The organism is Flavobacterium sp. (genome assembly GCF_039916025.1).
Lineage (GTDB): Bacteria > Bacteroidota > Bacteroidia > Flavobacteriales > Flavobacteriaceae > Flavobacterium.
This window is the reverse complement of sequence record NZ_JBDSMB010000174.1, coordinates 1-26,154: the sequence shown is the minus strand read 5'-3', so window position 1 is coordinate 26,154 and position 26,154 is coordinate 1. Positions and strand designations below refer to the sequence as shown.

The 26,154-nt window shown below is 34.6% G+C and carries 28 protein-coding genes, 1 tRNA gene and 1 riboswitch; of the genes, 10 read left to right on the top strand and 19 right to left on the bottom strand.

The features are described from left to right. Positions 1–12: 12 nt before the first annotated feature. Positions 13–86: transfer RNA gene (locus ABIQ27_RS13165), tRNA-His, on the top strand. Between the two features lie 63 nt (positions 87–149). Here the strand turns inward: ABIQ27_RS13165 and ABIQ27_RS13160 are convergent. The 3 genes from ABIQ27_RS13160 to ABIQ27_RS13150 are packed head-to-tail and all read right to left on the bottom strand — an operon-like array spanning position 150 to position 2,775. Continuing rightward, positions 150–644, bottom strand: a complete 495-nt coding sequence (locus ABIQ27_RS13160) for a hypothetical protein (RefSeq protein ID WP_348034378.1) — start codon at positions 642–644, stop codon at positions 150–152. Between the two features lie 10 nt (positions 645–654). Continuing rightward, positions 655–1,713, bottom strand: a complete 1,059-nt coding sequence (locus ABIQ27_RS13155; protein WP_348034377.1) for a M28 family peptidase — start codon at positions 1,711–1,713, stop codon at positions 655–657. Between the two features lie 3 nt (positions 1,714–1,716). Then, on the bottom strand, positions 1,717–2,775 hold the full coding sequence (locus tag ABIQ27_RS13150) for a DUF3667 domain-containing protein (protein WP_348034376.1): 1,059 nt from the start codon (positions 2,773–2,775) through the stop codon (positions 1,717–1,719). Between the two features lie 74 nt (positions 2,776–2,849). On the opposite strand from ABIQ27_RS13150, the gene ABIQ27_RS13145 reads away from it, so the two are divergent. The 3 genes from ABIQ27_RS13145 to ABIQ27_RS13135 are packed head-to-tail and all read left to right on the top strand — an operon-like array spanning position 2,850 to position 4,775. Next, complete coding sequence (locus ABIQ27_RS13145) at positions 2,850–3,314, top strand: DUF1801 domain-containing protein (RefSeq protein WP_348034375.1); 465 nt, start codon at positions 2,850–2,852, stop codon at positions 3,312–3,314. Continuing rightward, positions 3,311–3,805, top strand: coding sequence for a GNAT family N-acetyltransferase (locus ABIQ27_RS13140; protein WP_348034374.1), 495 nt, complete (start codon positions 3,311–3,313; stop codon positions 3,803–3,805). The genes ABIQ27_RS13145 and ABIQ27_RS13140 overlap by 4 nt, the downstream gene beginning before the upstream one ends. A 13-nt stretch (positions 3,806–3,818) precedes the next feature. Beyond that, the gene (locus ABIQ27_RS13135; protein ID WP_348034373.1) at positions 3,819–4,775 is read left to right on the top strand and encodes an ion channel; all 957 of its coding nucleotides are present in this window, start codon (positions 3,819–3,821) and stop codon (positions 4,773–4,775) included. A gap of 19 nt (positions 4,776–4,794) precedes the next feature. Here the strand turns inward: ABIQ27_RS13135 and ABIQ27_RS13130 are convergent, their stop codons facing one another. Next, complete coding sequence (locus ABIQ27_RS13130) at positions 4,795–5,334, bottom strand: YceI family protein (protein ID WP_348034372.1); 540 nt, start codon at positions 5,332–5,334, stop codon at positions 4,795–4,797. 10 nt (positions 5,335–5,344) lie between these two features. Next, complete coding sequence (locus ABIQ27_RS13125; protein WP_348034371.1) at positions 5,345–5,713, bottom strand: cytochrome c; 369 nt, start codon at positions 5,711–5,713, stop codon at positions 5,345–5,347. Positions 5,714–5,789: 76 nt separating this feature from the next. On the opposite strand from ABIQ27_RS13125, the gene ABIQ27_RS13120 reads away from it, so the two are divergent. Further along, positions 5,790–6,176, top strand: coding sequence for a hypothetical protein (locus ABIQ27_RS13120; protein WP_348034370.1), 387 nt, complete (start codon positions 5,790–5,792; stop codon positions 6,174–6,176). 25 nt (positions 6,177–6,201) lie between these two features. Next, positions 6,202–7,041 carry a DUF5777 family beta-barrel protein gene (locus ABIQ27_RS13115; protein WP_348034369.1) on the top strand — a complete coding sequence of 280 codons (840 nt, stop codon included), beginning with the start codon at positions 6,202–6,204 and terminating at the stop codon, positions 7,039–7,041. Between the two features lie 75 nt (positions 7,042–7,116). Here the strand turns inward: ABIQ27_RS13115 and ABIQ27_RS13110 are convergent, their stop codons facing one another. The 7 genes from ABIQ27_RS13110 to ABIQ27_RS13080 all read right to left on the bottom strand — a co-directional run bounded on the left by ABIQ27_RS13110 (position 7,117) and on the right by ABIQ27_RS13080 (position 16,236). Continuing rightward, positions 7,117–9,165, bottom strand: coding sequence for an FG-GAP-like repeat-containing protein (locus tag ABIQ27_RS13110; protein ID WP_348034368.1), 2,049 nt, complete (start codon positions 9,163–9,165; stop codon positions 7,117–7,119). A 26-nt stretch (positions 9,166–9,191) separates the two neighbouring features. Then, entirely contained in the window at positions 9,192–10,322 is a 1,131-nt protein-coding gene (locus ABIQ27_RS13105; protein WP_348034367.1) for a hypothetical protein, read from the bottom strand. A gap of 150 nt (positions 10,323–10,472) precedes the next feature. Beyond that, positions 10,473–12,512, bottom strand: coding sequence for an FG-GAP-like repeat-containing protein (locus ABIQ27_RS13100; protein ID WP_348034366.1), 2,040 nt, complete (start codon positions 12,510–12,512; stop codon positions 10,473–10,475). 28 nt (positions 12,513–12,540) lie between these two features. Further along, a complete protein-coding gene (locus ABIQ27_RS13095; RefSeq protein ID WP_348034365.1) occupies positions 12,541–13,953 on the bottom strand; it encodes a hypothetical protein in 1,413 nt (470 codons plus the stop codon). A 110-nt stretch (positions 13,954–14,063) separates the two neighbouring features. Further along, the gene (locus tag ABIQ27_RS13090) at positions 14,064–14,612 is read right to left on the bottom strand and encodes an acyl-CoA thioesterase (protein ID WP_348034364.1); all 549 of its coding nucleotides are present in this window, start codon (positions 14,610–14,612) and stop codon (positions 14,064–14,066) included. Continuing rightward, positions 14,605–15,927 (bottom strand): DNA recombination protein RmuC, encoded by a 1,323-nt coding sequence (rmuC, locus tag ABIQ27_RS13085; RefSeq protein ID WP_348034363.1) that lies wholly within the window; start codon positions 15,925–15,927, stop codon positions 14,605–14,607. The genes ABIQ27_RS13090 and rmuC overlap by 8 nt, the downstream gene beginning before the upstream one ends. Before the next feature lie 45 nt (positions 15,928–15,972). Further along, positions 15,973–16,236: a hypothetical protein gene (locus tag ABIQ27_RS13080; RefSeq protein ID WP_348034362.1), complete on the bottom strand. Its 264-nt coding sequence runs from the start codon at positions 16,234–16,236 to the stop codon at positions 15,973–15,975. A gap of 102 nt (positions 16,237–16,338) precedes the next feature. Between ABIQ27_RS13080 and ABIQ27_RS13075 the strand changes: the two genes are divergently transcribed. Genes ABIQ27_RS13075 through ABIQ27_RS13065 form a run of 3 tightly spaced genes read left to right on the top strand, consistent with a single transcriptional unit; the run spans position 16,339 to position 17,857 of the window. After that, positions 16,339–16,917, top strand: a complete 579-nt coding sequence (locus ABIQ27_RS13075) for a pseudouridine synthase (protein WP_348034361.1) — start codon at positions 16,339–16,341, stop codon at positions 16,915–16,917. Positions 16,918–16,929: 12 nt separating this feature from the next. Next, positions 16,930–17,382: a tRNA (cytidine(34)-2'-O)-methyltransferase gene (locus ABIQ27_RS13070; RefSeq protein ID WP_348034360.1), complete on the top strand. Its 453-nt coding sequence runs from the start codon at positions 16,930–16,932 to the stop codon at positions 17,380–17,382. Between the two features lies 1 nt (position 17,383). Then, complete coding sequence (locus tag ABIQ27_RS13065) at positions 17,384–17,857, top strand: hypothetical protein (RefSeq protein WP_348034359.1); 474 nt, start codon at positions 17,384–17,386, stop codon at positions 17,855–17,857. Positions 17,858–17,871: 14 nt separating this feature from the next. Here the strand turns inward: ABIQ27_RS13065 and ABIQ27_RS13060 are convergent, their stop codons facing one another. The 4 genes from ABIQ27_RS13060 to ABIQ27_RS13045 all read right to left on the bottom strand — a co-directional run bounded on the left by ABIQ27_RS13060 (position 17,872) and on the right by ABIQ27_RS13045 (position 21,444). Further along, positions 17,872–18,369, bottom strand: a complete 498-nt coding sequence (locus tag ABIQ27_RS13060) for a hypothetical protein (protein ID WP_348034358.1) — start codon at positions 18,367–18,369, stop codon at positions 17,872–17,874. 43 nt (positions 18,370–18,412) lie between these two features. Next, complete coding sequence (locus ABIQ27_RS13055) at positions 18,413–19,204, bottom strand: ABC transporter ATP-binding protein (RefSeq protein ID WP_348034357.1); 792 nt, start codon at positions 19,202–19,204, stop codon at positions 18,413–18,415. A 34-nt stretch (positions 19,205–19,238) separates the two neighbouring features. Next, positions 19,239–20,240 (bottom strand): iron ABC transporter permease, encoded by a 1,002-nt coding sequence (locus ABIQ27_RS13050; protein WP_348034356.1) that lies wholly within the window; start codon positions 20,238–20,240, stop codon positions 19,239–19,241. A gap of 67 nt (positions 20,241–20,307) precedes the next feature. Next, positions 20,308–21,444 (bottom strand): ABC transporter substrate-binding protein, encoded by a 1,137-nt coding sequence (locus tag ABIQ27_RS13045; RefSeq protein WP_348034354.1) that lies wholly within the window; start codon positions 21,442–21,444, stop codon positions 20,308–20,310. 48 nt (positions 21,445–21,492) lie between these two features. Then, positions 21,493–21,837, top strand: a riboswitch (cobalamin riboswitch). Positions 21,838–21,940: 103 nt separating this feature from the next. Between ABIQ27_RS13045 and ABIQ27_RS13040 the strand changes: the two genes are divergently transcribed. After that, positions 21,941–23,881 (top strand): TonB-dependent receptor plug domain-containing protein, encoded by a 1,941-nt coding sequence (locus ABIQ27_RS13040; RefSeq protein ID WP_348034352.1) that lies wholly within the window; start codon positions 21,941–21,943, stop codon positions 23,879–23,881. Between the two features lie 75 nt (positions 23,882–23,956). Here ABIQ27_RS13040 and ABIQ27_RS13035 read toward each other — a convergent pair whose 3' ends face one another. The 3 genes from ABIQ27_RS13035 to ABIQ27_RS13025 form a co-directional block, all read right to left on the bottom strand. Then, positions 23,957–24,466, bottom strand: a complete 510-nt coding sequence (locus tag ABIQ27_RS13035) for a GNAT family N-acetyltransferase (protein WP_348034351.1) — start codon at positions 24,464–24,466, stop codon at positions 23,957–23,959. A 155-nt stretch (positions 24,467–24,621) separates the two neighbouring features. Continuing rightward, a complete protein-coding gene (locus tag ABIQ27_RS13030) occupies positions 24,622–25,176 on the bottom strand; it encodes a dihydrofolate reductase family protein (RefSeq protein WP_348034350.1) in 555 nt (184 codons plus the stop codon). A gap of 64 nt (positions 25,177–25,240) precedes the next feature. Beyond that, a complete protein-coding gene (locus tag ABIQ27_RS13025; RefSeq protein ID WP_348034379.1) occupies positions 25,241–26,089 on the bottom strand; it encodes an IS3 family transposase in 849 nt (282 codons plus the stop codon). Between the last annotated feature and the right edge of the window lie 65 nt (positions 26,090–26,154).

Here is a 26,154-nt window from a genome sequence, read left to right as displayed (position 1 = left end):
TCGTTAAAAATGGTGGTTGTAGCTCAGCTGGTTAGAGTATTGGTTTGTGGTGCCGAGGGTCGCCGGTTCGAACCCGGTCAGCCACCCTTAACTAAAAAGTCCTGATTCGTCAGGACTTTTTTTGTTTTTATAAGTTGCAAACCAGATTATTAATTTGCAATAGGTTCAATCCATTTACTTTCACTTTCGGTTGCATCCAGTATGTCAACATCGAAAATCATATTAAAATGATTGGCTACTTTAAAGGCATCTTCTTTATTATCGGTTTTATAAAATGTCAGGTATTTGTTATTTGCATAAAACAAATTCAGTAAAATTATATCACTTTGTATCGTTGTTTCTGCAGTGATGACTCTAACTGTTTGGTTTTGTTTGGTTTTAAAAACAGAAACATATTCAAATTTTGGACAATCCTGCCATTTTCCAAAATGAATTCCTAAGACAGATTTGATTATTCTATACTTTTTATCAATAAAATTGATTTCGGTACCTTCAGTTGATAATAGGTTTAAGCCAATAACAGCGAATATAGTTCCTAAAACCATATTACTGAACATGGCCACACTTATCCCAGCGAGCATGATTACAAAACCAAAAAACTTTTTTGGAAAAGGCACTTTTTTTAAATAAATGATATTATCCATGTCTTATGTTTTACTTCCCATCCGTTTTATCAACCACTAATTTGTCAGGACGATTAGCAATTTCCCAGGCAATGGCAAAAGCATATTTGGTTCTGGTGGTTAAAGCGTCGAATTCTATTTTGCTTACTTCGTCTGTTGGTTTGTGGTAATCTTCGTGTTCACCACTATAAAGGAAAACAACAGGAATTCCCTTTTTGGCAAAGTTATAATGGTCAGAGCGATAGTAATAACGGTTTGGGTCGCTTTTATCGTTGTATTTATAGTCAATGGTTAAGAACTTGTTTTTCTTATTCACATCTTCGCATAACTTATATAAATCGCTTGATAAATAATCTGAGCCAATCAGATAAATATACTTGTTGCTGTTTTCGTGAAATGGATCGCGTCTTCCAATCATATCAATATTAACATCGGCAACCGTATTGGCTAACGGAAACAAAGGATTTTGAGTATAATAGCGCGAACCATGCAAACCGTGTTCTTCACCTGTCATGTGCATAATTAAGATGGAACGTTTAGGGCCATGGCCTTCGTTTTTAGCTTTCTGAAAAGCAGCTGCAATTTCCATAATAGCAACTGTTCCTGAGCCATCATCATCAGCACCATTATAAATTTCGTCGCCTTTCATGCCGACATGATCATAATGCGCTGAAACAACCACGATTTCTCCCGGTTTTTCCGAACCTTCAATAAAAGCCCAAATGTTCTCTGAATCGGGAAGGCCTTCATTGCGTTTTGCATTTAGAAAGGCAGCCGGAATATGTTGGTAATAATCGGTAGCGCCTTTTGGAAAACCAATACCATGTTTTTTGTAGAAATCAATGATGTAGCGACCTACTTTTTTCTGACCTTCACTTCCGGTGTCGCGTCCCTGCATTTCATCAGAAGCAATTACTGTTAAGTTGGTTCGTAAATCATCAATTGAAATGTTTTTGATATAATCATTTGTAAAAGGTGAAATCGAAGATGAAGAAGAAGATTCTACTTTTGTAGGCGCAACTTTTTTGGTTGAACAGCTTATAAATAGAAGCGGAAACAGTAATAATGCAATTGTTTTTTTATTAATCATGATTTAATGGATATTGATAAAGGTATATAAGATAAATAATAAAAGTAAGATGCTCATTAAAATGACATTAATCAAAAACATAACAATGCTTTTCAGGAACGAAATCATTCGGGTTTCACCATAAAAGCGATGATGTGCCGGAAAGAAATAATAAAACATCCAAATATTAGCCGCACCAACTCCAATATAAGTTATGGTGTTAATAAAGCTGTTTTCGGCAAAACAGTTCATGATTTTTCTAAAAAAGAAAATAAATAATACTGATAGTAATAAGAATGAAAAATAGTGTAGCGTAAAAATGCCATGGTCAAAATAATACCAGCGTTTTTTACCATGAAACAGCCAAAGGACGAAAGCAAAAAGTGGCATATAGATAAACAATGCTTTTGGAATATTGTGCCATGCTGCTTCGGCGAATTTCTCCCACATTTCTGCTTTGGTATTTTTCTCTTTTACAATCAATGTTTTTTTGACAATTGAATATTCAAAATCATTTAATTTATCTTCGGCAGGGCCATATTTTTGAAGTGAATCTAATTCGGTGATGTTTTTATAACCAAAGTTCAAAAAACCCTCGTTTTGTTGCGCATTGGTTAAGTGTTGCTTCTTTTGAGCTTCTTCATCTGCAGCTAGTAATTCTGATATTTTTATTTTCCTTTGATCAATAATGCTGTCTCTTGTTTTGCCGTTTTTATCAGTTACTCTTACCGAATGATTTTGATCCATTTTAATCAAATCATCTTTATCATTTGGAAAAACAGCAATCAGAAAGAAAGTCACAAAACTGATGAAAATATACAATCTTACCGGCGCCAAATAGGAAAGGCGTTTGCCCGAAAGATATTCTTTAGTAAGCGAAGCAGGCTTAAGGAATAAGTTTTTTATGGTTTTCCAAAAAGCATTTTCATAATGCGTTAAGTCTTCAAAAAAATGGATAAATAAATGGTGAAAAGTTTTCCGTGTGTCTGTGTTTTCCTGACCACAATTTGGGCAAAATCTTTTTTCTACAACGTGATTACAATTCAGGCAGGTCTTGTCTTTTCTTAAAGGACTTTTGGACATAGAGATTAGGAATATATATCAAAATGTAAATCTATTAAAATTATTTCTATTTTTGAGACACAAAACACAAAACCATGCAATCCAAAGCGACAACACCGGAGCAATATCTGGCTGAATTACCGGAAGATAGAAAACAAGCGATGACAAAACTCCGAAATGCAATCAAAGATAATCTGCCAAAAGGTTTTGAAGAAGTCATTGGTTACGGAATGTTGGGTTATGTTGTGCCGCATTCTATTTATCCGGCTGGCTATCATTGCACGCCAAAATTGCCGTTGCCTTTTATTAATCTGGCTTCGCAAAAGAACTTTATCGCAATGTATCACATGGGAATTTATGGCAATAAAGATTTAGCAGATTGGTTTGTTTCAGAATTTCCTAAACACACTAAAACTAAACTTGACATTGGGAAAAGCTGTATTCGTTTCAAGAAAATGAATGATATTCCTTTTGATTTTATTGGTGAACTGGCAGCGAAAATCTCTGTGGAAAATTGGATTACTAATTATGAACAAAACTTGAAATCCAGAGTAAAATGATTTCAATACAAAATAACACGGACGAGAATTTTGCCAGCATCAGAGCCATAGCCAATGAAGTCTGGCCGATTGCCTATGGCACAATTTTGAGTCAGGAGCAACTGGATTATATGATGGAAATGATGTACAGCGTTCCGTCTTTACAAAAGCAAGCTGCCGCTGATATCCATTTTATATTGGCTACTGAAAATAATATTCCTGTTGGATTTGCAGCTTATGAGTTTAATTATGACGGAATGCCAAAAACCAAAATTCAAAAAATCTATATTTTATCCAATCAGCAGGGAAAAGGCATTGGCCGAATATTGATTGATTATATTGCTAAAGAAGCTGCTCAAAACAAACAGGAAGCCTTACTTTTGAATGTCAACAAAAATAATATCGCCCAACATTTTTATAAAAAGTTAGGCTTTACTATTAGCTACGAAGAAGTTATAGATATTGGGAATGGTTATGTAATGGATGATTTTGTGATGGAAATTTCGATATAATAAAAATACACAAATGAAGATTTTAAAAAAAATAAACAGCAAAGCAACATCCGATGCCAATACTGGTTTTGGGACGAATGCTTCCAGCTATGGCGGTCGTTTTATCACTAAAAATGGTTATGCCAATGTCCAAAAATCGGGAATTGGCCTTTTTGAAAGCATTAGTTGGTATCATACAATGCTTAATATTCCAAGGTGGAAATTCTTAGTCATTATTGTGATATTTTATTTTTCGGTCAATTTTATTTTTGCCAGTCTGTATTACGCTGTTGGCGTTGAGCATTTAAACGGAATGACTGCAACCACTACTTTGGATAAATTTGGTCAGGCATTTTTCTTTAGTATTCAAACTTTTACGACAGTTGGTTACGGACACATTAGCCCATCAGGATTCGCGACTAGTTTTGTTGCAGCTGTCGAAGCCTTATTCGGATTGTTGAGTTTTGCTATCGCTACAGGTTTGTTTTACGGAAGATTCAGCAAACCAAAAGCACATATCAAATTTTCAGAGAATGCTTTGATTGCGCCATTTCAAAAAGGAACTGCACTAATGCTTAGATTGTCGCCATTCAAAAATACCAATCTGACCGATGCTGAAGCAAAAGTTACTCTGGGAATGAAACTAGATGAAAATGGAGTTTTAACGAATAAGTTCTATACTTTGGATTTGGAATTATCAAAAATAAATGCCTTGAATTTGAGCTGGACATTAGTGCATCCAATAACCGAAAACAGCCCATTGTATAATTTGACCAAAGAAGATTACGCAACTATTGATGGTGAATTCCTGGTTTTTCTAAAGGTTTTTGATGATATGTTTAGCACGACAGTTGTAAAACGAGCGTCTTATTCGTTTGATGAGATTGTTTATGGAGCCAAATTTCTTCCTATGTTTTCACGAAGTGAGAATCAGAATAAAACGGTTCTCCATATTGATAAACTAAACTTGTATGAAAAAATAAAGCTGTAAAATATTTACAGCTTTATTTTTATTTTACTGTAGCATCTAATTTTACAGCTACTTTCTTGGAGACTTTCTTGCTGATGACACTTGGGATTTCAATTCCGTAATCATCAGTATTCAGGGTAAAATCAGAATCGATATCAATTGCATCACCTGATTTTTTTATACTTGCTGTAATTGTAAGGTCTTTTGTTTTTCCGTGCATTTCCATTCGGCCTTTTATCGTATATGTTTTGGCAGTTTCGGTAAGTTTTGAAACATCGAAGTTTTCAATTTTGCCTTTGAATGTCGCTTTTGGATAAGTGTCGCTTTCCGCATAGTTTTCGTTAAAATGTTCTTCCATTAATGCTACCTTAAAACGGAACCCTTTCATTAGAGCCAAACTGGCAATATCTCCGGTAGCTGGGTTTAAAACAACTGTTACAGATTCGTTTTTTGCTTTTACTTCTTCAAAAGCAGGAACAGATGCTTCAAAAGTTATTTTACCTGTTTTGGTAATCATTTTAGTTTGTGCAAAACTGCTCAAACTTATTACTATTAGAAGGCTTACTAATTTCGTTTTCATAATTTATAATTTATTCTGGTAATCCATTGTTTGCCCATTCGAAAATCTGATCAATTTTTGCCTGTGGTAATCTGGTTCCTCCATTAGGCATCATTCCAGGTGAACCTTGAGCTCTTGAAATTCTGTCCAATAAAGGTCGTGTTTGAACTGCATTTTTAACAAACGCGTATGTTGTTAATGGCATAGGTGCACCGTTTACAGGAACATCTGCGTGACATGGAATACAGTTATTGTCAAAAATACTTTTAGTGGTGTTGGTATATGTCACTTCGCCGGTTTGATTTAAATCAATTAAATCGGAACTTGAATCATTGGCGCAACCAAAGACAAAAACAATACCAAAGGCTGTAAATAGTGGAAAATGTAATATCTTTTTCATTTTAGCTTTATTTTAAGTAGTATTTTTAAGTAAATTTACGTAATTATCTGTTAAGCAGTTTAAATTAATTTCGATTATGAAGAAAAAGTTATTTTACGGTTTACTCTTGTTGATTGTGGTGAGTTTTGGAGTTTATAAATACATGTATAAAAGCCACAGAGACATTGCTTCAGAAGATGCAGCTTTTTCTAAAACAGTGCCAGAAGTTTTTCAGGCATTTACTGAAAACGATAGTTTAGCTAACAAAACCTATTTAGATAAAACAATTTCCGTAAAAGGGAAAATCACCGATATTGATTTAGCCAATAAAATAATTACGGTTGATGAAAAGCTTTCGGCTCGATTCACGAATAAGATTCCAGACAAAATAAAGCTACAGGATTCTATAACTTTAAAAGGAAGACTGATTGGTTTTGATGATTTATTAGAAGAAATACAAATGGATCAATGCACTATAGAATAAATATAAACACTAAAAAAAACGCTGTATGAAAAAAATTATTTTGCTATTATTATTACCAATTACGATGGTCGCTCAGGAAGATTTACTCAGTGGAGTAGATAGTACTTCAAACCAAAAAAACAATGTAGAAGCTGCTTTTAAAGGATTAAAAATTGTAAATCTAGAATCAACAAAACTTGCCTCTAAAGGTGATTTTTATTTTATTGTAGCACACAGATTTGGTTCTGTAAAAGATGGTTTTGAAGGAGCTTATGGACTTGACAGCGCTGTAACTCAATTGAAATTTTTATATGGAATTACCAATTGGTTTACTATTAGTGCGGCAAGAAGTGAATTGGCTTATGATTTCTCAGGTAAATTTTTATTACAGCCTCAGGAGACAAATGGTTTTCCGGTTGCCATAGCAGCTTTTACCAGTGTGGCTTTAAACAACACTTTGAAAGAAAGCAATTATCCAAAAATGAAATTTGAGGATAGAGCAATTTATGTGGCGCAACTATTAGTTTCCAGAAAATTCAACAAGAATTTATCGCTGGAATTAGCTCCAACTTTTTTCCACGAAAACTTTGTGATTGATGATAACCAAGATAATAGCCAATATGCTATTGGAGTGGGTGGAAGATATAAATTTGCAAAACGTTGGTCAGTAAATGTTGATTATGCGGCTCATTTAAACAGATCAAGCACGTCACCATATAAAGATCCGCTTTCAATTGGAGTTGATTTAGAAACTGGCGGACACGTATTTCAAATGCACTTTAGTAGTTCACAAGGAATTCATGAAGCTGGATTTTTGGGTAATACTACCGGAGATTGGGGCAAAGGAGACATTTTCTTTGGATTTAATCTGTTGAGAGTTTTCTAATAAAATAAATTAAATAAAAAAGGCGTCCCGATTCTATTTTAGAATCGGGACGCCTTTTTTAGTATCTATAGGTTTTTATTCTTTAATGAATTTTTGAGTATAACTTCTATTTTCTGTATCAGAAACAGATAATATGTAAGTGCCGGTTGTTAATTTTTCAACATTAATTGGTTGGTTTAATTGGTTGGTTTGCAACACCAATTTACCCGTTAAATCATAAACTAAAGCTGATTTAAGTGTTACACTTAGATTATCATTCAGCTGAATGTTAACTACATTTTTTGCAGGATTAGGATAAATAGAGAAGACACCATTGTTAAATGAATTAACTGCTAAAGTAGTTCCTTCAACTACCATTAATGTTTGATTCGGAGTTACGTTGTTGTAAGTATCAATAAGACCTGAAGGCCATTTTATAACAACCTGATCAATAGTTGTAGCCTGACCTAATCCAAAATGAGCATTCATTGAATTCATATAAGTAAATCCATCACCACTTCTTATATCTCTAATTTGTTTTCCCCAAGCTCCGTAAATTTCAACTCTCGCACCAATTCCATTGCTGTTACTTTGTAATCCATGTAATGCTACTTTTATCCATTTGTTGGTATTAGGAACAGCATAACGTATAGTACTTCCGTTTTGAATATCCAGAAAACCATCATCGTTTAAATCACCAACAGGTCCAATCATCAAAGCTCCGTAAGTTGCAGGAACGAAAAGATTATTTCCCTGATTAAACATAATATTATTATTACTGAAGACATCAACATGTGTATCATTGTCAAAATCATAAGCAAGATAATCTCTGTGTATTGAAGAGTTGGTGTCAAAACCAGAACCAACAGTAATATTTGTAAAGGCTTCTTCAACACTGTTTGTGGTGTCAAGATTGTTTCTAAAAAGTTTCGAAGGAATACTTCCATTAGAGCCAATCATAATATCCATATCTCCATCATTATCATAATCTGCTACTGCTGATGACCACGATGTTACCGGTGTGAAATTGAGTTGTGCTATAGCAGATATATCTGTATAAACACCATTACCATCATTTCTGTGAAGCTCACATGGTGGACCTGAACATTTAGACATAAACATATCTACATCACCATCGTTATCAAAATCTGTCCATACTGATGAATAATTTCCACCAGTTGATGTAACTCCTAAAGAATAAGCACCAGGCGTAACTCCTGATTGATAATAAGTAAAACCTCCTGAACCATTATTTAAATAATATACATTTGGCGCAACATCATGGCAAGAATATGCATCAAGATTTCCATCATTATTAAGGTCAGCAAAGTTGGTTCTTTGACAGAAAATGTATTGACCAGGAGTTATGCTTGTATAGGCAGTTCCTGTAGCATTTGATTTCCAAAAAGTACAGCCACTACCATTTCCTAACATAAAATCGTTGTAGCCATCTTTGTTATAATCACCAGCTGCGAGACTCCAATATGGCATCAAACTTGAACCTGCTATTGGAAAATCAGTAAAGGTAAATGTACCGCCTGCACCTTGGTAGTTAACTCTAAGATTGTTATTGCTTACTCCTACGATATCATCTTTACCATCTCCATTCATATCAATAAGACACATATTGTATGTACTCGTTATTGCGGCAATAGTTGTTGATGTGTATGTCATAGGAGGCGTTGGTAAAACAACAACTGGAGCTTCTGTTAGTTGAAAAGTAAAACCATTTGAATTCCATAAATTGTCAAAAGCTATATAATAGGTTGTCCCGGCAGTTACATTAAATGTTGCAACAGACAAAAATCCATTTCCAATTATTCCACCATCATCATCTCCGGTATAACAAGTCAGATTAGCGCAAGTCCCTGTATATACATGAAATCTGGTATCACCACCAGAATTGATTACTAAATCTGTAGTTAAAGTAGTAGTACGATCCTGTGTTGGTGTGTACGTGTACCATTCACCAGCATTAGCTCCATTGCCATTATCAGCACAAATTGGATTTGGAACCTGTGTCCCATTCACAGCACTGACAACGTAAGAACCGGCAGTTATTGGCACTGCTGTTGCACATGTGTCTTGCGCATTAGACAACTGCACAATAAAAAAGAATGCAATGATTAGAGTAATTTTTTTCATATGTAATTGATTAAAGTTTATTATTGTTATGGACAATTCGTTAATGAATTTATCCATTGTTGTATTAAAGCAACACCTTCATCATGAATGACTGTTCTTCCATGAAGCGGCATTCGATAGGATTCATTTGTTGTATTTATTCTATAAAACATCATTGACCGATTAACATTTCCAGGCGTAACAATTTTGCTTAATGCCGGAGGAAAATCCTGTAAATCTTCTGTATCAACACAAACGCCCATATTTGTTTGACCTAAACCATCTGGCAAACCACTATTACTAAATGCAAACCGCATTGGCCGGTAATCACAAAATCTGTTATCCTGATGGCAATGCGAACAATTGGCATCTACATAAGAACGTGCTCTTAATTCTATTGATTTTGATGTGTCACTATAATCAACAGTCGTATTTTCCTGACTTGGCAAACTAAAATTATTTTCCAGATAACCAAGTTCAACCCATTTTGTTAATTGATTTTGAGTAACACCATTATAGTTATAATTGAAGTTTAAATTTTGTGGTTTAATTCCAATCGGGATATAAGTTGTTACTTCATTACCATCAATTTCTTCTTTAAATTTATGACAAATAGCACATTGTGCGCTATTTGGTATTCTATAATCTGTGCTTTTGATAACGTTATTTTCATCCTTCCAGGCAATAGGTGTAAAGCTACCTTCTAAATCTAAAAATGCCTCAGTTTGCTCAGTATTCCATACATAATCTGCAAAAATCCATCCTGCTGTTTTTCTAATCATTACACGTGTTTCAATAATGCGTGTTGTATTATCCGGTTGCACATTTTCATAGTAAAATGTTTTGATAAGTGCAGCACCAACAGGTAAATTCAAAGCCTTATTATCGGCTACAAAATTTGCCTTTGTTCCATCTGGCATCCAAACAAACCGTTTCTTATGTGCATAATCTGTAAACAAAGAACTGGCCGGTTCATAGGCAATAACATTTAAGGAAGGATTTTGGTTTTTTATATCACCTTCAAAAAACTTATAGTCCGATAACTTTGGATAAGGAACTAATGTCAAATCAACTACAACAAGAGAAACAGGCGTATAAACTTCGTCTTTATCGGAGCAAGCAATAAAAACTATAAATGATAAAAGTATTGTAATCGATAAGATGTAATATTTTTTCATGGATTTTTAAAAGCAAACCAAATATAATAAATATTTCATAATTTATTAAATATTAACAGATTATATGCCTGTAAAATTTCTTTGTTTAACTTCATTAATAAAAAAAGCGCCCCGGTTTTGGGACGCTTTAGTGAACTATAATTGAAAGTATTATTCTTTAATGAATTTTTGAGGATAGCTTCTTCCTGTTGTATCAGAAATTGATAAAATATAAGTTCCGGTTGCTAATTTCTCAACATTAATCGGTTGACTTACATCATTAGTGCTAAGCACAATTTTACCTGTTAAATCATAAACCAAAGCTGATTTAAGCATTACGTTCAGATTGTCCTGCAAAAGAATGTTAACAACGTTTTTTGCTGGATTTGGATAAATGGAGAACACACCATTGTTGAATGAATTAATTGCTAATGTTGAACCTTCAACTACCAAAAGGTTTTGATTTGGACTTACATTGTTTAGGGTATCAATAATTCCGGATGGCCATTTTATTATTACTTCGTCAATTGTAGTCGCCGCTCCAATTCCGAAATGAGCCATTAGTGTACTCATATTTTGAAATCCAGTTCCGCTTTGTACATATCTGATTTGTTGTCCCCAGGTACCGTGAATTTCAACTCTTGCGCCAATTCCGTTTCTGTTGCTGTCAACTCCTTGTAAATTAACATTTAACCATTTGTTAGCGTTACCATTGTTAAACATAACATTGTTGCCGTTTTGAATATCTAAGAACCCATCGTTGTTTAAATCGCCAACTGGTCTGTCATAAGCAGACATAATGTACATATTTGGATTTGGTGTAAAATGGAAATTACCATCACCAAACATAATATTATAACCTGATCCTAATACATCTAAAAAACCATCATTATCGAAATCCTGGGCTACATATTCTCTTCCTAAATTAGTCTCTGTGTCATAACCAGAACCGGTAGTCACACTTGTAAATGTTCCATCACCATTATTTCTTTTTACATTGCTATATCCATTTGACCCTGAATTTACGCCAACAACTACATCTATCCATCCGTCATTATTAAAATCACCACAAGCTCCTGACCACGTTTGTTCCGGATTTGCCATATTTGCAGCTGCGGCTATATTTGTATAAGTTCCGTCGCCATTATTTTTAAGTAACATATCAATATTTCCTCCAACTCCTGAACCACCCTGGCCACATTTTGCAAGGTACATATCGACATCACCATCATTATCAAAGTCAAACCAATTGGAAGCATAATTTCCACCAGATGGGAAATCACCAATTCCACCCTGAATATGGTTTAAATTGATTCCGTCATTCATGTAATATCGGTTTGGAGCATTGTCATCACAAGCAAAAGCATCAAGTTTTCCATCATTATTAATATCTACAAAGTTTGTTCTTTGTACCAAATAATTTTGTGTTTTTCTGTCAGTTGCATATCCCGTTCCATCGCTATTTGCTTTCAAAAATGCAACACCGCTTCCTGAACCATAAACCAAATCATTGAATCCGTTATTGTCATAATCCCCAGCAGCAATACTCCATGATGGCAATACAGTTGTATTAGGAACTGTATAAGTCGTCGTTGTAAAAACACCACTAACATGCTGATATGTAATTGCTAATTGAGTTGCAGAAATTGCAGAAACAATGTCATCTAAATAGTCTCCATTCATGTCAACAATACAGTTGTTATAACCTCCGGTTACACCAGCAACAGCTTGAGTCGTAAATGATAATCTGTCAGGACCGGCAGGTACAGCTTCCATAACTGTAAAATCAAAACCAGCATTGCTGTAACGATTATCAAAAGCAAATATATAAGTCGTCCCTGTTGTTGCAGCAAAAGTTACCTGTGAAGAATATGAATCATTGTAATCATCATTTGAATCGACACAAACTAATGCGCTGCAATCACCTGAATATACTATTAAACGATTATCACTATTATTATTTTGAGGTAAATAAGTAGAAACAGTAATAGTGATGTTTGCTGTAGCAGTGTATTTATACCATTTCCCTCTATTTCCGGCGCCACCGGTTAATCCACAAAGTAGTGTTGGAGCAGTGCTGAATTCCCCTGTAAATGTTGGAGCAGTTGTAGTAGAATTTAGCGCAACAGCTACAGCAGTAGCACAACTTGATTGCGCAACAGCTACTGATATGCTAAAAAACAAAACAATAATCAATGTAATTTTTTTCATAATATGCTTTTGTTAAATTGTTTTAAATTTATGGACAAGTTTGGGTTAAGGACAAAATGTACTGTTGTAAAAGGGCAACACCTTCATCATGGACAATGGTTCTGCCCAATAATGGCATTCTTTCACTTTCATCGTTTGAAATCATTCGGTAATGCATGATTGATTTATTATAATTTCCCGGAGTAATTACTTTTTGTAAAGTTGGACTTATTTCTTCGTCGGCTACTAAACAGATACCTATATTCGAGTCAATATTTGATAAACCAAATGGGAATCGAACAGGTCTGTAATAACAACGCGCTTCATCCTGATGGCAATGCGCACAGTTTGCATCTAAGTAAGAACGAAGTCTTAAATCCAATGGCTGAGTTGTATCATGATAATCTACAGTAGAAACAATTGTAGATGGATAACTTCCCAAATAACCTTGCTCAACTAATTTCTGTAAAATATTCATGTTTGTACCGCCATAGGCATAGTTGTGATTCAAATTTTGTGGTTTAACACCAATTGGCGTAGCTGTTTCATTAATTTTATGACAGGCAAAACATTCACCATCCGAAGGTATTCTGTAGTCTGTGGTTATTATTTCTCCACTTGGTTTAGCAAACGTAATATTTTTAGTGCTTCCGTTCGTAAAGTCTAAACCAGAAACTAAATCGGCATCAGTTTGGGCGTCATTCCATAAATATTCATAAAACTTCCAACCATCACTTTTTCTAACCATCAATCGGGTTTCGATTAATTTTGTTGTGTTTCCAGGTTGAATTGTAGTGTAATAAAAAGTCTTTATCAAAACAGTTCCAACTGGAAAATTAAGAACTTTACCATCTTCATTATAAGTTGCTGCAACTCCGGCTGGCATCCAGGTAAATCTCTTTTTTGAAGCATAATCTGTAAAAAGTGAACTCGCTGGTTCGTATGGTATAACATTCAATGACGGGATTTGCTGCGTTATATTACCAATAAAAAAATGATAATCTGATAGTTTTGGTAAAGGCACCACTGTTAAATCTGCAGTAACAATTGCCACCGCATTTATCGTTACCAAAGCTTCATTAGAAACATTGCCATCGGCATCTTTAACGGTATAGGATATTTGAGTCGGATTTCCGGTAAAAGTTGGTATTGGTGTAAAAGTTATATCACCTGTAACAGCATTAACGCTCCATGTTCCCTGATTAGGAACCATCAATTGATCTAAAGTTCCATTTCCGTCTGTATCAGCACCATTTTTTATGCTTACTTTAGTTGGATCAGGAATGCCGCCGGTTGTATCATTTACCAAAACGGGAATCACGACAGGTGCTGTTATGGTACTGCTTACAGTATCATCTGTAGCAATTGGAGCAACAACATTATAATCATCACCGCTGGAACAAGCTATAAAAAGATTTAGAAATAAGCCGAAAATGAATAAGTAGTAGTAGTGTTTTTTCATAGGTTTTGGAAATGCTGACCAAAAATAATAAATATTTTACAATAACCTATCAATTATTTAATTAGTAACAAACATTGTCGAATATTAATAAGAATTGTTCAATTAAAAGTTTAAAAGCTTCCTAATTTGACATGGTAGGATTGCAGTGTTTTCAACGCAGATTCCGACTTGTAATCAAAAATTTCCTCATGTTCATTTCTTTCTTTTTTAAGGCTTATCTGTTTGATACAGTTAAAGAAACGTCTTACTTCTTCATCATTGGATAAAATTAATCCGGGAACTTCAATATTATTACCTTGTTTGTCTTGGGCAACCATCGTAAAATAGCTCGAATTGCAGTGTTTCACTTTTCCATTCTGAATATTTTCAGCATCAACACGAATTCCGATAATCATCGAACTTCTGCCAACATAATTAACACTGGCTTTCATAGTAACTAATTCACCAACTTCAATTGGATTCAAAAAATCAACCGTATCAACAGAAGCCGTAACACAATAATGTCCGGAGAACTTTGAAGCACAAGCAAATGCAATCTGATCCAAAAGCGATAAAATATAACCACCGTGAATTTTGCCGCTAAAATTAGTATGTGATGGCAACATCAATTCCGAAATCGTAATCTTGGAAGAATCCACAGTCTTAAATAAATCATTCATCTTTTTCAGCTCTTTGTAAAATGTTTTCGGGTAATGATTTCTTGGCTTTTGCACCCATTTTTTTCAATTTTTCTACACTCGTTATTAAGTTTCCATTTCCAGTAGATAATTTTTTCATGGATTCTTCATATACTTTTTTACCTTCATCCATTTTCTTTCCGATTAAAAGTAAATCACTAATAAAACCTTCAAATTTGTCGTACAAAGCTCCGGCTTGCCTCGCAATTTCCAAAGCGTTTTCCTGTTGCTTTTGATTCGCCCACATGCTGTCAATTGTCCGCAATGTTGCCAAAAGGGTAGAAGGTGTAACAATGACAATATTTTTTTCAAAAGCTTTGTTATAAAGCGAAGTATCTTCATTCAATGCTAAGGCAAAAGCTGATTCAATCGGAATGAAAAGCAGCACAAAATCGGGGCTTTCCATTTGGTATAAATCGTGATAATTTTTGCTTCCCAATTGCTCCACATGACGTTTAATCGATATCACATGCTCTTTTAAATATTGCGCTTTTTCGGTTTCATCTTCTTCATTAATATAGCGTTCATAAGCTGTTAAAGCTACTTTTGAATCGACAACCATTTTCTTTCCGTCAGGAAGATTAATCACAACATCAGGAAAAACACGATTGCCATCTTCGGCAGTAAAGCTTTGCTGGACTTCATATTCGCGGCCTTTTTCCAAACCTGATTTTTCCAAAACACGTTCCAAAATCAATTCGCCCCAATTTCCCTGCATTTTGCTATCGCCTTTCAAAGCTTTGGTTAGATTCAAAGTTTCCTTGCTCATCTGCTCGTTCATTTCGCGTAAGCCCAAAATCTGTTGACGAAGTGCCGCATGATAATCGATACTTTCTTTGTGAGTGTCCTCGACTTTCTTTTCAAAAAGCTGAATTTTATCCTGCAAAGGCGTTAAGATATTTTTGAGGTTTTCCTTGTTTTGCTCTGTGAATTTACTGGTCTTTTCTTCAAGGATTTTATTGGCCAGATTTTCAAATTCTTTGGTAAATTTTTCCTGAAGTTTTTCTACTTCTTCTTTTTGCTCCTTGTTGCGCTCCCAAAGATTTTCAAAATCAGTTTCTTTTTTGGATAACTGAATAGCAAGCGATTCTTTTTCGGCACGGATATTTTCGCGTTCCTGAACAGTTTGGTTTAACTGATTTTTGTATTGCTCAATTTGCTGCAGCAAACCATTTATTTTTTCTTCGAGTGAAGCTTTCTCAGATTTTGAATTGACAGAAAAGAAAAGTTTTCCAAAGTAAATGCCTAAAAATAAAGCAATTATGAATAAGAAAGCAGAAAGGATAACGGGGTTCATATATAACTTAGTTAGAAAGTAAATATATGAAAACAATTGATGTAATTATTCGTTCATGAAAGAATAATATTTGTCAAATTCCTGATTTTTTGTTCTTCTGTCAGAATAGCTGTTATAGAATAATGATCTGGATCTGGGTCTTTTTGAAGAAGTCAAAACACTTATAATAACAAAAATGAAAAACAGTATCCCAAGCAATGACATGATTACAATATAATTGAATTCAAGAGAAAATTTTAAATTCGTTACAAAGATGTAACCTATAGCCAACGAAGCTAAATTGGACAGGAAAGGGTATAGTGTTTTCATGACTTGTGATATTAAAATTGTTATGTTAAAATTAACTCTAGTTTTGCATTTTCACTTTATATAATTTTAACATTTCATTATATAATTTTTATATTTTAAAAAATGGTCACCAGACATTTCCTAATTCATAAACCAGATGGTTATTTAAGTCAGTTCATTTATGAAAAAAAGCGACATAAAAAGTTGCTTGGCGAATTGTATGATTTCCCGAAAGGAACAATGGCAATTGGCAGATTGGATGAAGATTCCGAAGGTTTACTTTTGCTTACGACGGACGGAATGATGAGCGAAATTGTCAGAAGCAAAGCTGTCGAAAAAGAATATTACGCTCAAGTGGATGGAATCATCACTCAGGAAGCAATTGAGCAACTTAAAAAAGGTGTCGAAATTGGGTTCAAAGGAATTCGCTATACAACCAAAGAATGCGATGCTAAAATAATTGAAGAACTTCCGAAGAGTATTGGTGAAGGAAGAAGAATCCGCGATGAGCGTCACGGTCCAACTTCATGGGTTTCGATAACCTTAACCGAAGGTAAATTCCGCCAGGTTAGAAAAATGACAGCTGCTGTTGGATTTCCAACTTTGCGATTGGTCAGAATTCGGGTAGGAAACATACATTTGCAAAACTTAAAAGCCGGAGAAGTTCTCGAAGTAGAAAGTTTCTTTCAGATAAACAAATAACCGAATAACCAAATGTTGAACATTGTATTAGTAGAACCAGAAATCCCAAACAATACCGGAAATATTGGCCGATTGTGTGTTGGAACCGAAAGCCGGCTGCATTTAATCCATCCTTTCGGATTTGTCATTAATGACAAGAATTTAAAGCGTTCGGGTTTGGATTATTGGATTCATTTGGATGTTACCGAATATCAGAATATAGCGGAATGGATGACTCAAATTCAGGATAAATCAAGAGTTTTTCTGATGAGTTCACATGCAGAGAAATCTATCTACGAAGCAAATTTCCAAGATGGCGACTGGCTGGTTTTTGGTAAAGAAAGTGTTGGTTTGAGCAAAGAAGTCTTAGCGCAATTCGAAAACCATTTAACCATTCCAATGTCCACTTTAATTCGGAGTTATAATATTGCGAATTCGGTGGCATTTGTTGTTGGCGAAGCAAAAAGACAGATTAACTTGAGATAGAATGAGACCAATAATTGATACTAATAACTTGTTTTATTCAGAAGAAACTCTGGTCTATACCTCAAGACTTATGATAGTTTTCCGAGTTTTTATTCTTGTCATGGGATTTGGATTTAGCATTTATTTATTATGTAGTAAGGATTATTTATCCGCCCTTATTGTTTTTTTATTGTCCTGCTTTTTTACCAAAGAAATCATCAGCCTAATGGGCGAATGGAATATTGTTCAATTGAGAATTAATTCTCGTGGAATTCAAATTAAAAATGAACCAATAATTGCATGGGATAAAATTGAAAACGAAAGAGTCATTACTGTTGTAATAAACGAAAAATATGATCGTAGTTATGAGTATCACTTTGCTTTTTATGACACTAGTCAACATAAACCAATGCAATTTAACGCTCATAAACTTAATTTTAGTGCTCAGGAATTATTAAGTTCCGCTCAAATACACAGAGGACGATTTAAGAAATAGATAATCCAACTTAATTACTGATTTACAAAATTCACATAGGAATTTAAAACTCTATTTAGAGTGTTTTCCAACGAAGGTTTGGCATCTTTGAAATCGTCTTTTAATTTTCCTTCCGCTGTAAAAAAATCAGCTAACGTAGTTTTCATCAATACATTTTCAGCATAAATTTCTTTTACAGAAATGCGTAGCGAATATGTTTGATTTTCATTAAATTCAATTTCGAGTTTGTATCGAATGTCGTGATTGTATTTTACACCCACATTATAAGAATAAAAAGCATTCTCAACTTTTGCTTCGATTGTTAGTGAATTTAGGGTAACCTCAGACACGTCAAAGCCATTTTTATTATAATAAGGCGCCCATGATTTGGAAGTCTGCAACAACTGATCAATCGGCCTGTTTGGAGTTTTTAATTCCAGCGGAATTAATCCCTGTGGTGTGATTTCAAGTTTTATCTGTGCCGGAGATATGGCAATACAAAAAAACAGTGCGATGGTAAGAAAGTGTTTCATCTTTGTGGATTTACGGCTCTTACAAAGATAGACAACTCTTTTATTATAAGTTCCTGAAACTAAATTTTCCTTTTTCTTTATCGAAAAAAAGACTTTCCTCTTTGAATAGGGTGTCAAAAATTCCTTTTGTAATCAAATTGCAAGGCTGGTCTTGTTCAACGGAATTTTCAGTCATGACAATCATTTCATCCGAAAGCTGGATCGCCAAATCAATATCATGAGTCGAAAATAAAATGCATTTATTGGTTTCCTGTGATAACTTTTTCAAAAGTTTAAAAACCGAAACTTTATGGAACAAATCCAAGTGCGTTGTTGGTTCGTCCAGAATTATCAAAGCCGTGTCTTGTGCCAAAGCCCGCGCAATCAATACAATTTGCAATTGACCGTCGCTGATTTCGTGATGCTTTTTATCAATTAAATGTTCAATGTGCGTGAGCCCAATCGCCTGATTTATTTTTTCTAAATCTTCTGCTGAAAGTTTGCCAAGCCAATTGGTGTAAGGTTGTCTTCCTAACGCAATCAATTCAAAAACAGTCAAGTTGCTAGGCGGTAATTTTTCGGTTAACACCAAACTTAAATTTTGTGCCAATGCTAATGGTTCGTAGTGGTGAATATCTTTGTCATTAAGCGTGACTGTTCCCGATAATGGTTTTTGAATTCCGGTCAACGTTCGTAATAAAGTCGATTTTCCTATTCCATTAGCGCCAACTATTGATATTAATTGTCCTGCCGCCAAATTAAGGTTTAGATTTTCAGCAATAGTATTCTTTCCCTTTTTGGATTGGTATCCAATGGATAAGTCTGAAGTGGAAAGTATGTTAGTTTTATTGGCCACGAATACACAAATTATTTTTTATACTGAACACTGATTACTGAATACTTTTTTTCCTGACAATTAACCAAATCACTATTGGCGCACCAATGATAGACGTGATGGCATTTATTGGTAACGTAAAATCAAAGCCCGGCATTTGTGAAATCGTATCACAAAACAACATTATAATCGAACCAATAAGCAGTGTTGCGAAAAACAAAACTTTGTGATTACTCGTTTGGAATAAAAGTTTCCCCAAATGCGGAACCGCTAATCCAATAAAAGCAATTGGTCCGGCAAAAGCGGTAATGCTTCCGGCCAAAATACTCGTAGCAAATATGATAATATACCGCGCTTTTTTGATATTCAATCCCATACTTTTGGCGTAGTTTTCACCAAGTAATAAAGCATCCAGAGGTTTTAATGAAAGCAAACTGAACAACAATCCAAATATAGTACAAACCGCCAAAATCGAAATGTTCTGCCACGATAAATTGCCAATGCTTCCCATCGACCAAAATGTATATTTCTGTAATTGTTCAGCCGTACTAAAATAAGTAAATACACTTACAATCGCGCTCGTAAAACTGCTAAACATTAAACCAACAATCAATATCGACATCGTATCGCGTAAGCGTTGGGAAACAACTAAAATCATTACCAAAACCAGCGAACTTCCAATGCAGGAAGCGATTATGATTCCATAAGAAGATAACAGGAATTGCGAAAAAACAGCTGGTAAAAATCCGGCACCAAGTATTACAAAGGCAACGCCCAAACTCGAACCCGAACTCAATCCGAGAACATAAGGTCCGGCCAATGGATTTCTGAATAAGGTTTGCATCAATAAGCCAGAAATCGAAAGTCCTATACCAACAAGAATGGCTGTGATAGCTTTTGGCAAACGGAAATTAACAATGATATATTCCCAGGTTTCTTTGGAAGCCTGACCACCAAATAAACTCCTGAAAACTTCTTTCGTCGGAATGGCAACCTGTCCCATTGAAATGTTCAACAGCAATGTCAATACCAATAGCAATGATAAAGAAGAAAACAATATGGTATTTCGGTTTTTCAGTTTTAAATAATTTAATAATAACTCTATGACTTTGCAACTTTGCAACTTACTTCAATTTCTCAAAGAAAAAAGGCTGGTAACCCGGCAATAATTCGGGATGCAAAATCTTGACAAGATCTTTCAACACAATATCAGGTCGATTTGGCGCTAATTCATAATAGAGAATGCCACCAGTTTTTCCTTTTTTTCCGCTGAACGAATATACATTTTTATTCCGGAAAGCATCAAATTCAGCATAATGCGGATTCATATCGGTCATTTCTTTTAAGGTTGAAAATTGCCCGGAAGTAATCCAAACATCAGCATTTTTTGCTTTTTCTAAAACAGTTTCAAACGACAGCGACAAACTTCCTGTTCCGCTGGTTTCCTGCCATAAATAATTGCTATTGGCTTGTTTCAGAAGTAAACTTCCCCAACTACTTCCTTTTGGTAAATACCATCGGTCTTCAAACATATCGCCGGCCAAAATGGTAGGAGTAGCAATTGCTTTTTTTGCAACTTCTATAGTGTTTAAATAATCTTTTTCAATTTTGGCAAACAATTCTTCGGCTTCTTTCTGTTTGCCATATAAAGCGCCAAAAAACTTTATCCATTCAGCTTTCCCCAAAGCAGTTTCTTCATTCCAATCACCGTTGAGCATTACTTTTAAACCGCTTTTTTGTAGATTATCAAGCGTTGGATTTTTGTTGTCAATGCCATAGCCAATGATAATATTCGGCTGTAAATCGAGTAAGACTTCGGTATTCAAATCCTGATTATTGCCCAATTCTTTTACATTGCCAGCATCGATTCGGGCTCTTACTTTTTCGGAAGAAATGTAATCACGATGCGGAAAACCAACTAAAGTATTGACTTCGTCAAGCATTTCCAGAGAAGGAATGTGTGTGGTTGAGGTGACAACTATTGTTTGTATTGGAACTGGAATAATTGTGTTTTGTTTCAAACTATCGGGAACAATTCCGTTTTTTTCCTGTAGAATGTAAGTATAGGTTTTTGTAGCTTTTGGCCAGGGATTTATAACGGTAACAACAGCATATCCATCATAATTTTCAATTGAAAAACCTTTAGCATAGTGAACCGTATTTTCATTAGAAATTATTTCTTCCGGTCTCGAATCGGTTTTACATTGCACTAATAAAACAGAAATGAAAGCAAGAAGTAGGGCTTTAGTAAAGATTCTCATCAAATTGTTTTTTGCAAAAGTATTGTTTTGTTTTTAATTTATACTTTACATTTGCACCCGAATTAAGGTTGTGATTTTGTTTTTCAAAATCGCATTAAAAGGGAATTTAGTGAAGAATTACGAATTGAGAATTACGAATTAGGAATTAAAGCCTAAATCTGATATCTAAAATTTAATATTTTAAATCTAAAGCTGTTCCCGCAACTGTAAGCTATCATCCCGAAGTATCGGGACTGTTGTTTCTACAAAACCACTGTTTGTGAGTAAGGATTAAGGAATTAGGAATTAGGATTTTTATAAATCCCAAATCTAAAATCCCAAATCCCAAATCCGAATGGGAAGGTAAACAACAAGACGCAAGCCAGGAAACCTGCCTAATTCATCAGAGTAACAAACTTTCGGGACAAAAGGTTTGGGTATGGGTAAATTCTATGCTTTTCTCCCACGATTATCAAAATTTTCAGAATTGAAAGATTCTGAAATTAATTCAGAATGAATGAAAAAAACAGTAAAAGCAGTAGCTATTTTAGCTTTGCTAAACACTTGTGCGTACGCACAGGAACAGGATTCTACTAAAGTGAATCAATTGAAAGAAGTGGTGCTATCAGACACCAAGTTTGCGCAAAGCAAAGAAAAATCAGGAAAAGTTATTGAAGTAATCACGGCTAAAGATTTAGACAAAAAATCGGGGCAAAGCCTGGCCACAGTTTTGAGCCAGGTCGCTGGTGTTGAAATCAACGGAAATCAATCGGCTAACGGAAAAAACCTCGGCTACTACATTCGTGGTGGAAAAAACCGTCAGGTTTTGATTTTGATTGACGGAATTCCTGTAACCGATGCTTCGGGTATTAGCTTTGAATACGATTTACGTTTATTACCAGTTGAAAAAATTGAAAAAATTGAGATTATGAAAGGCGCAGCAAGTACGCTTTATGGTACAGGTGCTGCAACCGGAGTAATCAATATCACGATGAAAAAATCGACGAAAAAAGAAATCGAAGGCAATGCTTATGTGAATATTGGCTCGAATAATACGGCTGATAATCACAAATATAAAGGGCAGGATTTCAATCAGGGACTTTCGGTAAATGGGAATTTTAAAAAGGTAAATTACTTTGCCGGATTCAACAGCACCGAAACAAAAGGAATGTCTCAAATTGCAGGTGCCAATTATGAACCGGATAGTTTTTCGAGACAAAATCTTTTGGGAAAAATAGGTTTCAAAGCTTCGGAAAAGTTGACTTTGGATTTCTTTGGTAACTATGACAAAATCAAGAACGATTTCGATTTTGCTTTTGATAACACAGGTTTTAATGATACAGATGTGAATGTAACGACTTCGGAACAAATCCGTTTTGGCGTATCTCCAAAATACAAATACAACAAAGGCGAATTCGTTTTGAATTCAGGTTTTACCAAAATCATTCGTGATTATAATGAATTTAATACATTTTCAAATACGATTGATTATTCTTTGTATGAATCGAGAAGTGTCGTTTTGGATGGTTTTAATAAGTATAATTTCAGCAAGCAATTCTTTGTGATTTTGGGTGCGAATTATCAGTTTAACGATATGAAAAGCCAAACACCATTCAGCGCAATTGCAAATGAAAATACCAAGTTCAACATCATTGATGGTTACACGACTTTGGTGTACAATTCAAATTTTGGTTTGAATGTTAATGCCGGAGCACGATTGAATAATCACAGTGCATATGGCAATAATTTTGTTTACAATTTCAATCCGTCATACAATTTCAAAACCAGTTTCCCTTTGAAAGTTTTGGCTTCGTATAGCACGGCTTATATCACGCCAAGTTTGTACCAATTGTATTCTGAATATGGCAATGCCGATCTAACTCCGGAAAAAAATGCGACGGTTGAAGCTGGTTTTGAAACCGAATTGTTCAACAAAAAAGTAAAGTTGAATGCGGTTGGTTTCTTCCGTAACCAAACCAATGCTATCGATTTCTATTTTAATTCTACAACTTTTGAGGCATATTACGTCAACGTAAATGGCGAAACCAAAGCAAAAGGCGTGGAGACTTCTTTGAATATTGCGGTGACTTCAAAACTGCAATTGAACGGAAATTACACTTTCACGCAAGTTGATAAAGCGTTAGACAGATTAATTCCGAAACATAAAGTAAATGCCGGTTTGGATTTTCAAGCAACAAACAGAACGCTTTTTAGTGTAAACTACCAGTATTTTGATGCTCGTAACGATGTGTTTTTTGATGGCAATACCTTTGGTGTTGTCACTACACAATTAGGTTCGTATCAATTGGTAAATGCTTCATTGAAATATGAATTAATAAAAAGCAGGCTTTCAATTTTTGGAGCAGCAACAAATATATTTAACGAAGAATTTTTTGAGAATGTTGGTTATTCTACCCGAGGAAGAAATTTCAAAATTGGGTTAAACATAGTTTTGTAATTAATTGTGGTAAAAAGGCTCTCGAATGAGAGCCTTTTTTTATGCTTGATATGTTTCGTTTTCTTGTTGTCAATTTTATTGAGTCAGAGTAAAAATATTTAAGGCAGGATTTTCTTTGTCTGTTTCCATTGAATTTACGAAATTAAATTTTGTCAAAAGTTTGATTGAATTCTGATTGTCATAGTGAACGCAAGCCAATATATTCTTAAACTTCAAAGTCTGAAATACATAGTCAGTGACCACTTGTACAGCTTCTTTCATAATTCCTTGGCCTTGAAATTTCGTCATAAGTTCATACCCGATTTCACAACTATTATTTTCGTTTGAAAAATCAAATAGGCAAATAGTACCAGCAAATGTTTTTGTCTCTGTCAAGGTAATTGCCCAATACAGAGAATTTTGTTTCTCTATGTTGTCGTTGACTTTGTTGATAAAGTTTATTGCATCTTCAGTTGTCGAACTTATTGGCCTGTCAAGATATTTGTTTATTTCTAGGTCTGAACGTAAAACTAAAATATCCTGCGTGTCATCAATTGATAATTGTCTAAGCGTTAGCCTTTCTGTTGTCAAAATTGGGAATATCATAAAATTCTACTCATCTTTTTCAATATTAATTTTTGTCCGAATCTGGTAATGTCTTTAGCCTAAACGCTTCAACTTAGCAATTAGCTCCGCTCCGTTTGCCTTAGGCTCGGGTTTCGGCAAAGAATAACTAAACCAACCAATGCGCAAAATGACTGTTAGCTATTATTTGTCAGTTCATAATAAAGTATAATTCCACCACCTTTAAACGTTTTTGTATTTGTAAGTTTTAGAATTGTTCTGTCGATTATATTTTCAAATAGCTGCAAACCATTCCCCGCAATAACCGGATAAATGCAAAGTTGTAATTCATCAATTAAGTTAAGTTTCATCAGTTGAATGATTAGACTGCGGCTGCCAATAAAAATGTCATTTCCGGATTGTTGCTTGAGTTCTAAAACAGTTTCTTTTAAATCACGATTTGCTATTACTGCACTTTTCCAATCAACATTTTTAAGAGTATTAGAGAAAACAATTTTGGGAATTTTGTCAATTGCTATAGCAAAGTCATTCATAGATTTTTCTTCCGAAGAATTTTCTAAAAAAGTTCGCCAATATTCCATAAGTTGATATGTTTTTCTACCATATAAAATGACATCTCCATGATCCAATAATTCTGTATAATGTTGATGTATTTCTTCATCAGGCAACCCTGCAGTATGGTCAAAAACCCCGTCAATTGTCATATTAATTGCTGCAATTACTTTTCTCATATTTTCTCTTCTATCGGAGGTGTTGTATCGTCCTTAAATAGGTTGACAGATTATTACTCTGTTTTCAATTCAAATTTATATAAATAATTTCTTTATTCCTACGATATGATTTATATGGCATGTCAGCATTTAGATGCACGATAATGGGCGTTCTTCCTTTTAGGCTGTCATGTGGTCTTAAGCTGTTATAAATCTTCACAGCGCGTCTTACCATCTTTTGAGCTATTGTTTTATTTGGAATAGTTTGATTTAATCCAAATTCATATTTCATGGTTTTGTTCAGGCGTTCTGCAAGCGCATTTTCACAAGGATCATACTGTTCGGTCATACTTATTAGAATTTCATTTTCTTGAAGCATTTTCACGTATTCTGGCCAGCAATAATGAAAACCTCTGTCCGAATGATGGATTAGTTTTCTATTTGGATATTTTCTGTTTTTTAACGCCATTTTCAAAGCTTCTATTGATAATGATGCTTTCATATTTGTTGCTACATGAAACCCCATTATCTGTTTTGAATAGGCATCAGTCACTAAAGCTAAATAGGCATTTTTTCCATTTAGTCGCAAGTAAGTAATATCACTTACCCAAAGCTCTTCGGGTTGGTTTGGTACTTTATTTTGCACCAGATTTTTAAATTTTCTGAAGAGATGATTCGAGTTTGTGGTTCGTGTAAAGTTGCGCTGTTTGGGCACGAGTAGGGTATGAGCCCTTAGAAAATCAAAGAAATTGTCACGTCCCATTTTGATGTTCTGTTGTTTCATCTGGTCTTGTAAAAGCAGATGTAATTTTCTTCCTCCGGTTGCCTGGTTTATTTCGCCTCTTTTGTCGATGACCATTTTCACTAGTTTTTCATTATCAGATTTTTGTTTTTTACAAGCGTTCATTTTTTTGTAGAAGGCTTGTCTTGATATCCCGAAGCATTGGCAGAGCCATTTGATTTTAAAATGGCTTTTTTCTTTAGTTCCACTTCTTTGGC

Bases quoted from the DNA above. Each gene is read 5' to 3' on its own strand.
- ABIQ27_RS13115 (WP_348034369.1), top strand. From the start codon at position 6,202: ATGAAAAAAATTATTTTGCTATTATTATTACCAATTACGATGGTCGCT.
- ABIQ27_RS13095 (WP_348034365.1), bottom strand. From the start codon at position 13,953: ATGAAAAAACACTACTACTACTTATTCATTTTCGGCTTATTTCTAAAT.
- ABIQ27_RS13075 (WP_348034361.1), top strand. From the start codon at position 16,339: ATGGTCACCAGACATTTCCTAATTCATAAACCAGATGGTTATTTAAGT.
- ABIQ27_RS13140 (WP_348034374.1), top strand. From the start codon at position 3,311: ATGATTTCAATACAAAATAACACGGACGAGAATTTTGCCAGCATCAGA.
- ABIQ27_RS13135 (WP_348034373.1), top strand. From the start codon at position 3,819: ATGAAGATTTTAAAAAAAATAAACAGCAAAGCAACATCCGATGCCAAT.
- ABIQ27_RS13070 (WP_348034360.1), top strand. From the start codon at position 16,930: ATGTTGAACATTGTATTAGTAGAACCAGAAATCCCAAACAATACCGGA.
- ABIQ27_RS13105 (WP_348034367.1), bottom strand. From the start codon at position 10,322: ATGAAAAAATATTACATCTTATCGATTACAATACTTTTATCATTTATA.
- ABIQ27_RS13110 (WP_348034368.1), bottom strand. From the start codon at position 9,165: ATGAAAAAAATTACTCTAATCATTGCATTCTTTTTTATTGTGCAGTTG.
- ABIQ27_RS13030 (WP_348034350.1), bottom strand. From the start codon at position 25,176: ATGAGAAAAGTAATTGCAGCAATTAATATGACAATTGACGGGGTTTTT.
- ABIQ27_RS13065 (WP_348034359.1), top strand. From the start codon at position 17,384: ATGAGACCAATAATTGATACTAATAACTTGTTTTATTCAGAAGAAACT.
- ABIQ27_RS13120 (WP_348034370.1), top strand. From the start codon at position 5,790: ATGAAGAAAAAGTTATTTTACGGTTTACTCTTGTTGATTGTGGTGAGT.
- ABIQ27_RS13155 (WP_348034377.1), bottom strand. From the start codon at position 1,713: ATGATTAATAAAAAAACAATTGCATTATTACTGTTTCCGCTTCTATTT.
- ABIQ27_RS13080 (WP_348034362.1), bottom strand. From the start codon at position 16,236: ATGAAAACACTATACCCTTTCCTGTCCAATTTAGCTTCGTTGGCTATA.
- ABIQ27_RS13100 (WP_348034366.1), bottom strand. From the start codon at position 12,512: ATGAAAAAAATTACATTGATTATTGTTTTGTTTTTTAGCATATCAGTA.
- ABIQ27_RS13160 (WP_348034378.1), bottom strand. From the start codon at position 644: ATGGATAATATCATTTATTTAAAAAAAGTGCCTTTTCCAAAAAAGTTT.
- ABIQ27_RS13150 (WP_348034376.1), bottom strand. From the start codon at position 2,775: ATGTCCAAAAGTCCTTTAAGAAAAGACAAGACCTGCCTGAATTGTAAT.
- ABIQ27_RS13145 (WP_348034375.1), top strand. From the start codon at position 2,850: ATGCAATCCAAAGCGACAACACCGGAGCAATATCTGGCTGAATTACCG.
- ABIQ27_RS13035 (WP_348034351.1), bottom strand. From the start codon at position 24,466: ATGATATTCCCAATTTTGACAACAGAAAGGCTAACGCTTAGACAATTA.
- ABIQ27_RS13040 (WP_348034352.1), top strand. From the start codon at position 21,941: ATGAAAAAAACAGTAAAAGCAGTAGCTATTTTAGCTTTGCTAAACACT.
- ABIQ27_RS13090 (WP_348034364.1), bottom strand. From the start codon at position 14,612: ATGAATGATTTATTTAAGACTGTGGATTCTTCCAAGATTACGATTTCG.
- ABIQ27_RS13130 (WP_348034372.1), bottom strand. From the start codon at position 5,334: ATGAAAACGAAATTAGTAAGCCTTCTAATAGTAATAAGTTTGAGCAGT.
- ABIQ27_RS13045 (WP_348034354.1), bottom strand. From the start codon at position 21,444: ATGAGAATCTTTACTAAAGCCCTACTTCTTGCTTTCATTTCTGTTTTA.
- ABIQ27_RS13060 (WP_348034358.1), bottom strand. From the start codon at position 18,369: ATGAAACACTTTCTTACCATCGCACTGTTTTTTTGTATTGCCATATCT.
- ABIQ27_RS13125 (WP_348034371.1), bottom strand. From the start codon at position 5,713: ATGAAAAAGATATTACATTTTCCACTATTTACAGCCTTTGGTATTGTT.
- rmuC (WP_348034363.1), bottom strand. From the start codon at position 15,927: ATGAACCCCGTTATCCTTTCTGCTTTCTTATTCATAATTGCTTTATTT.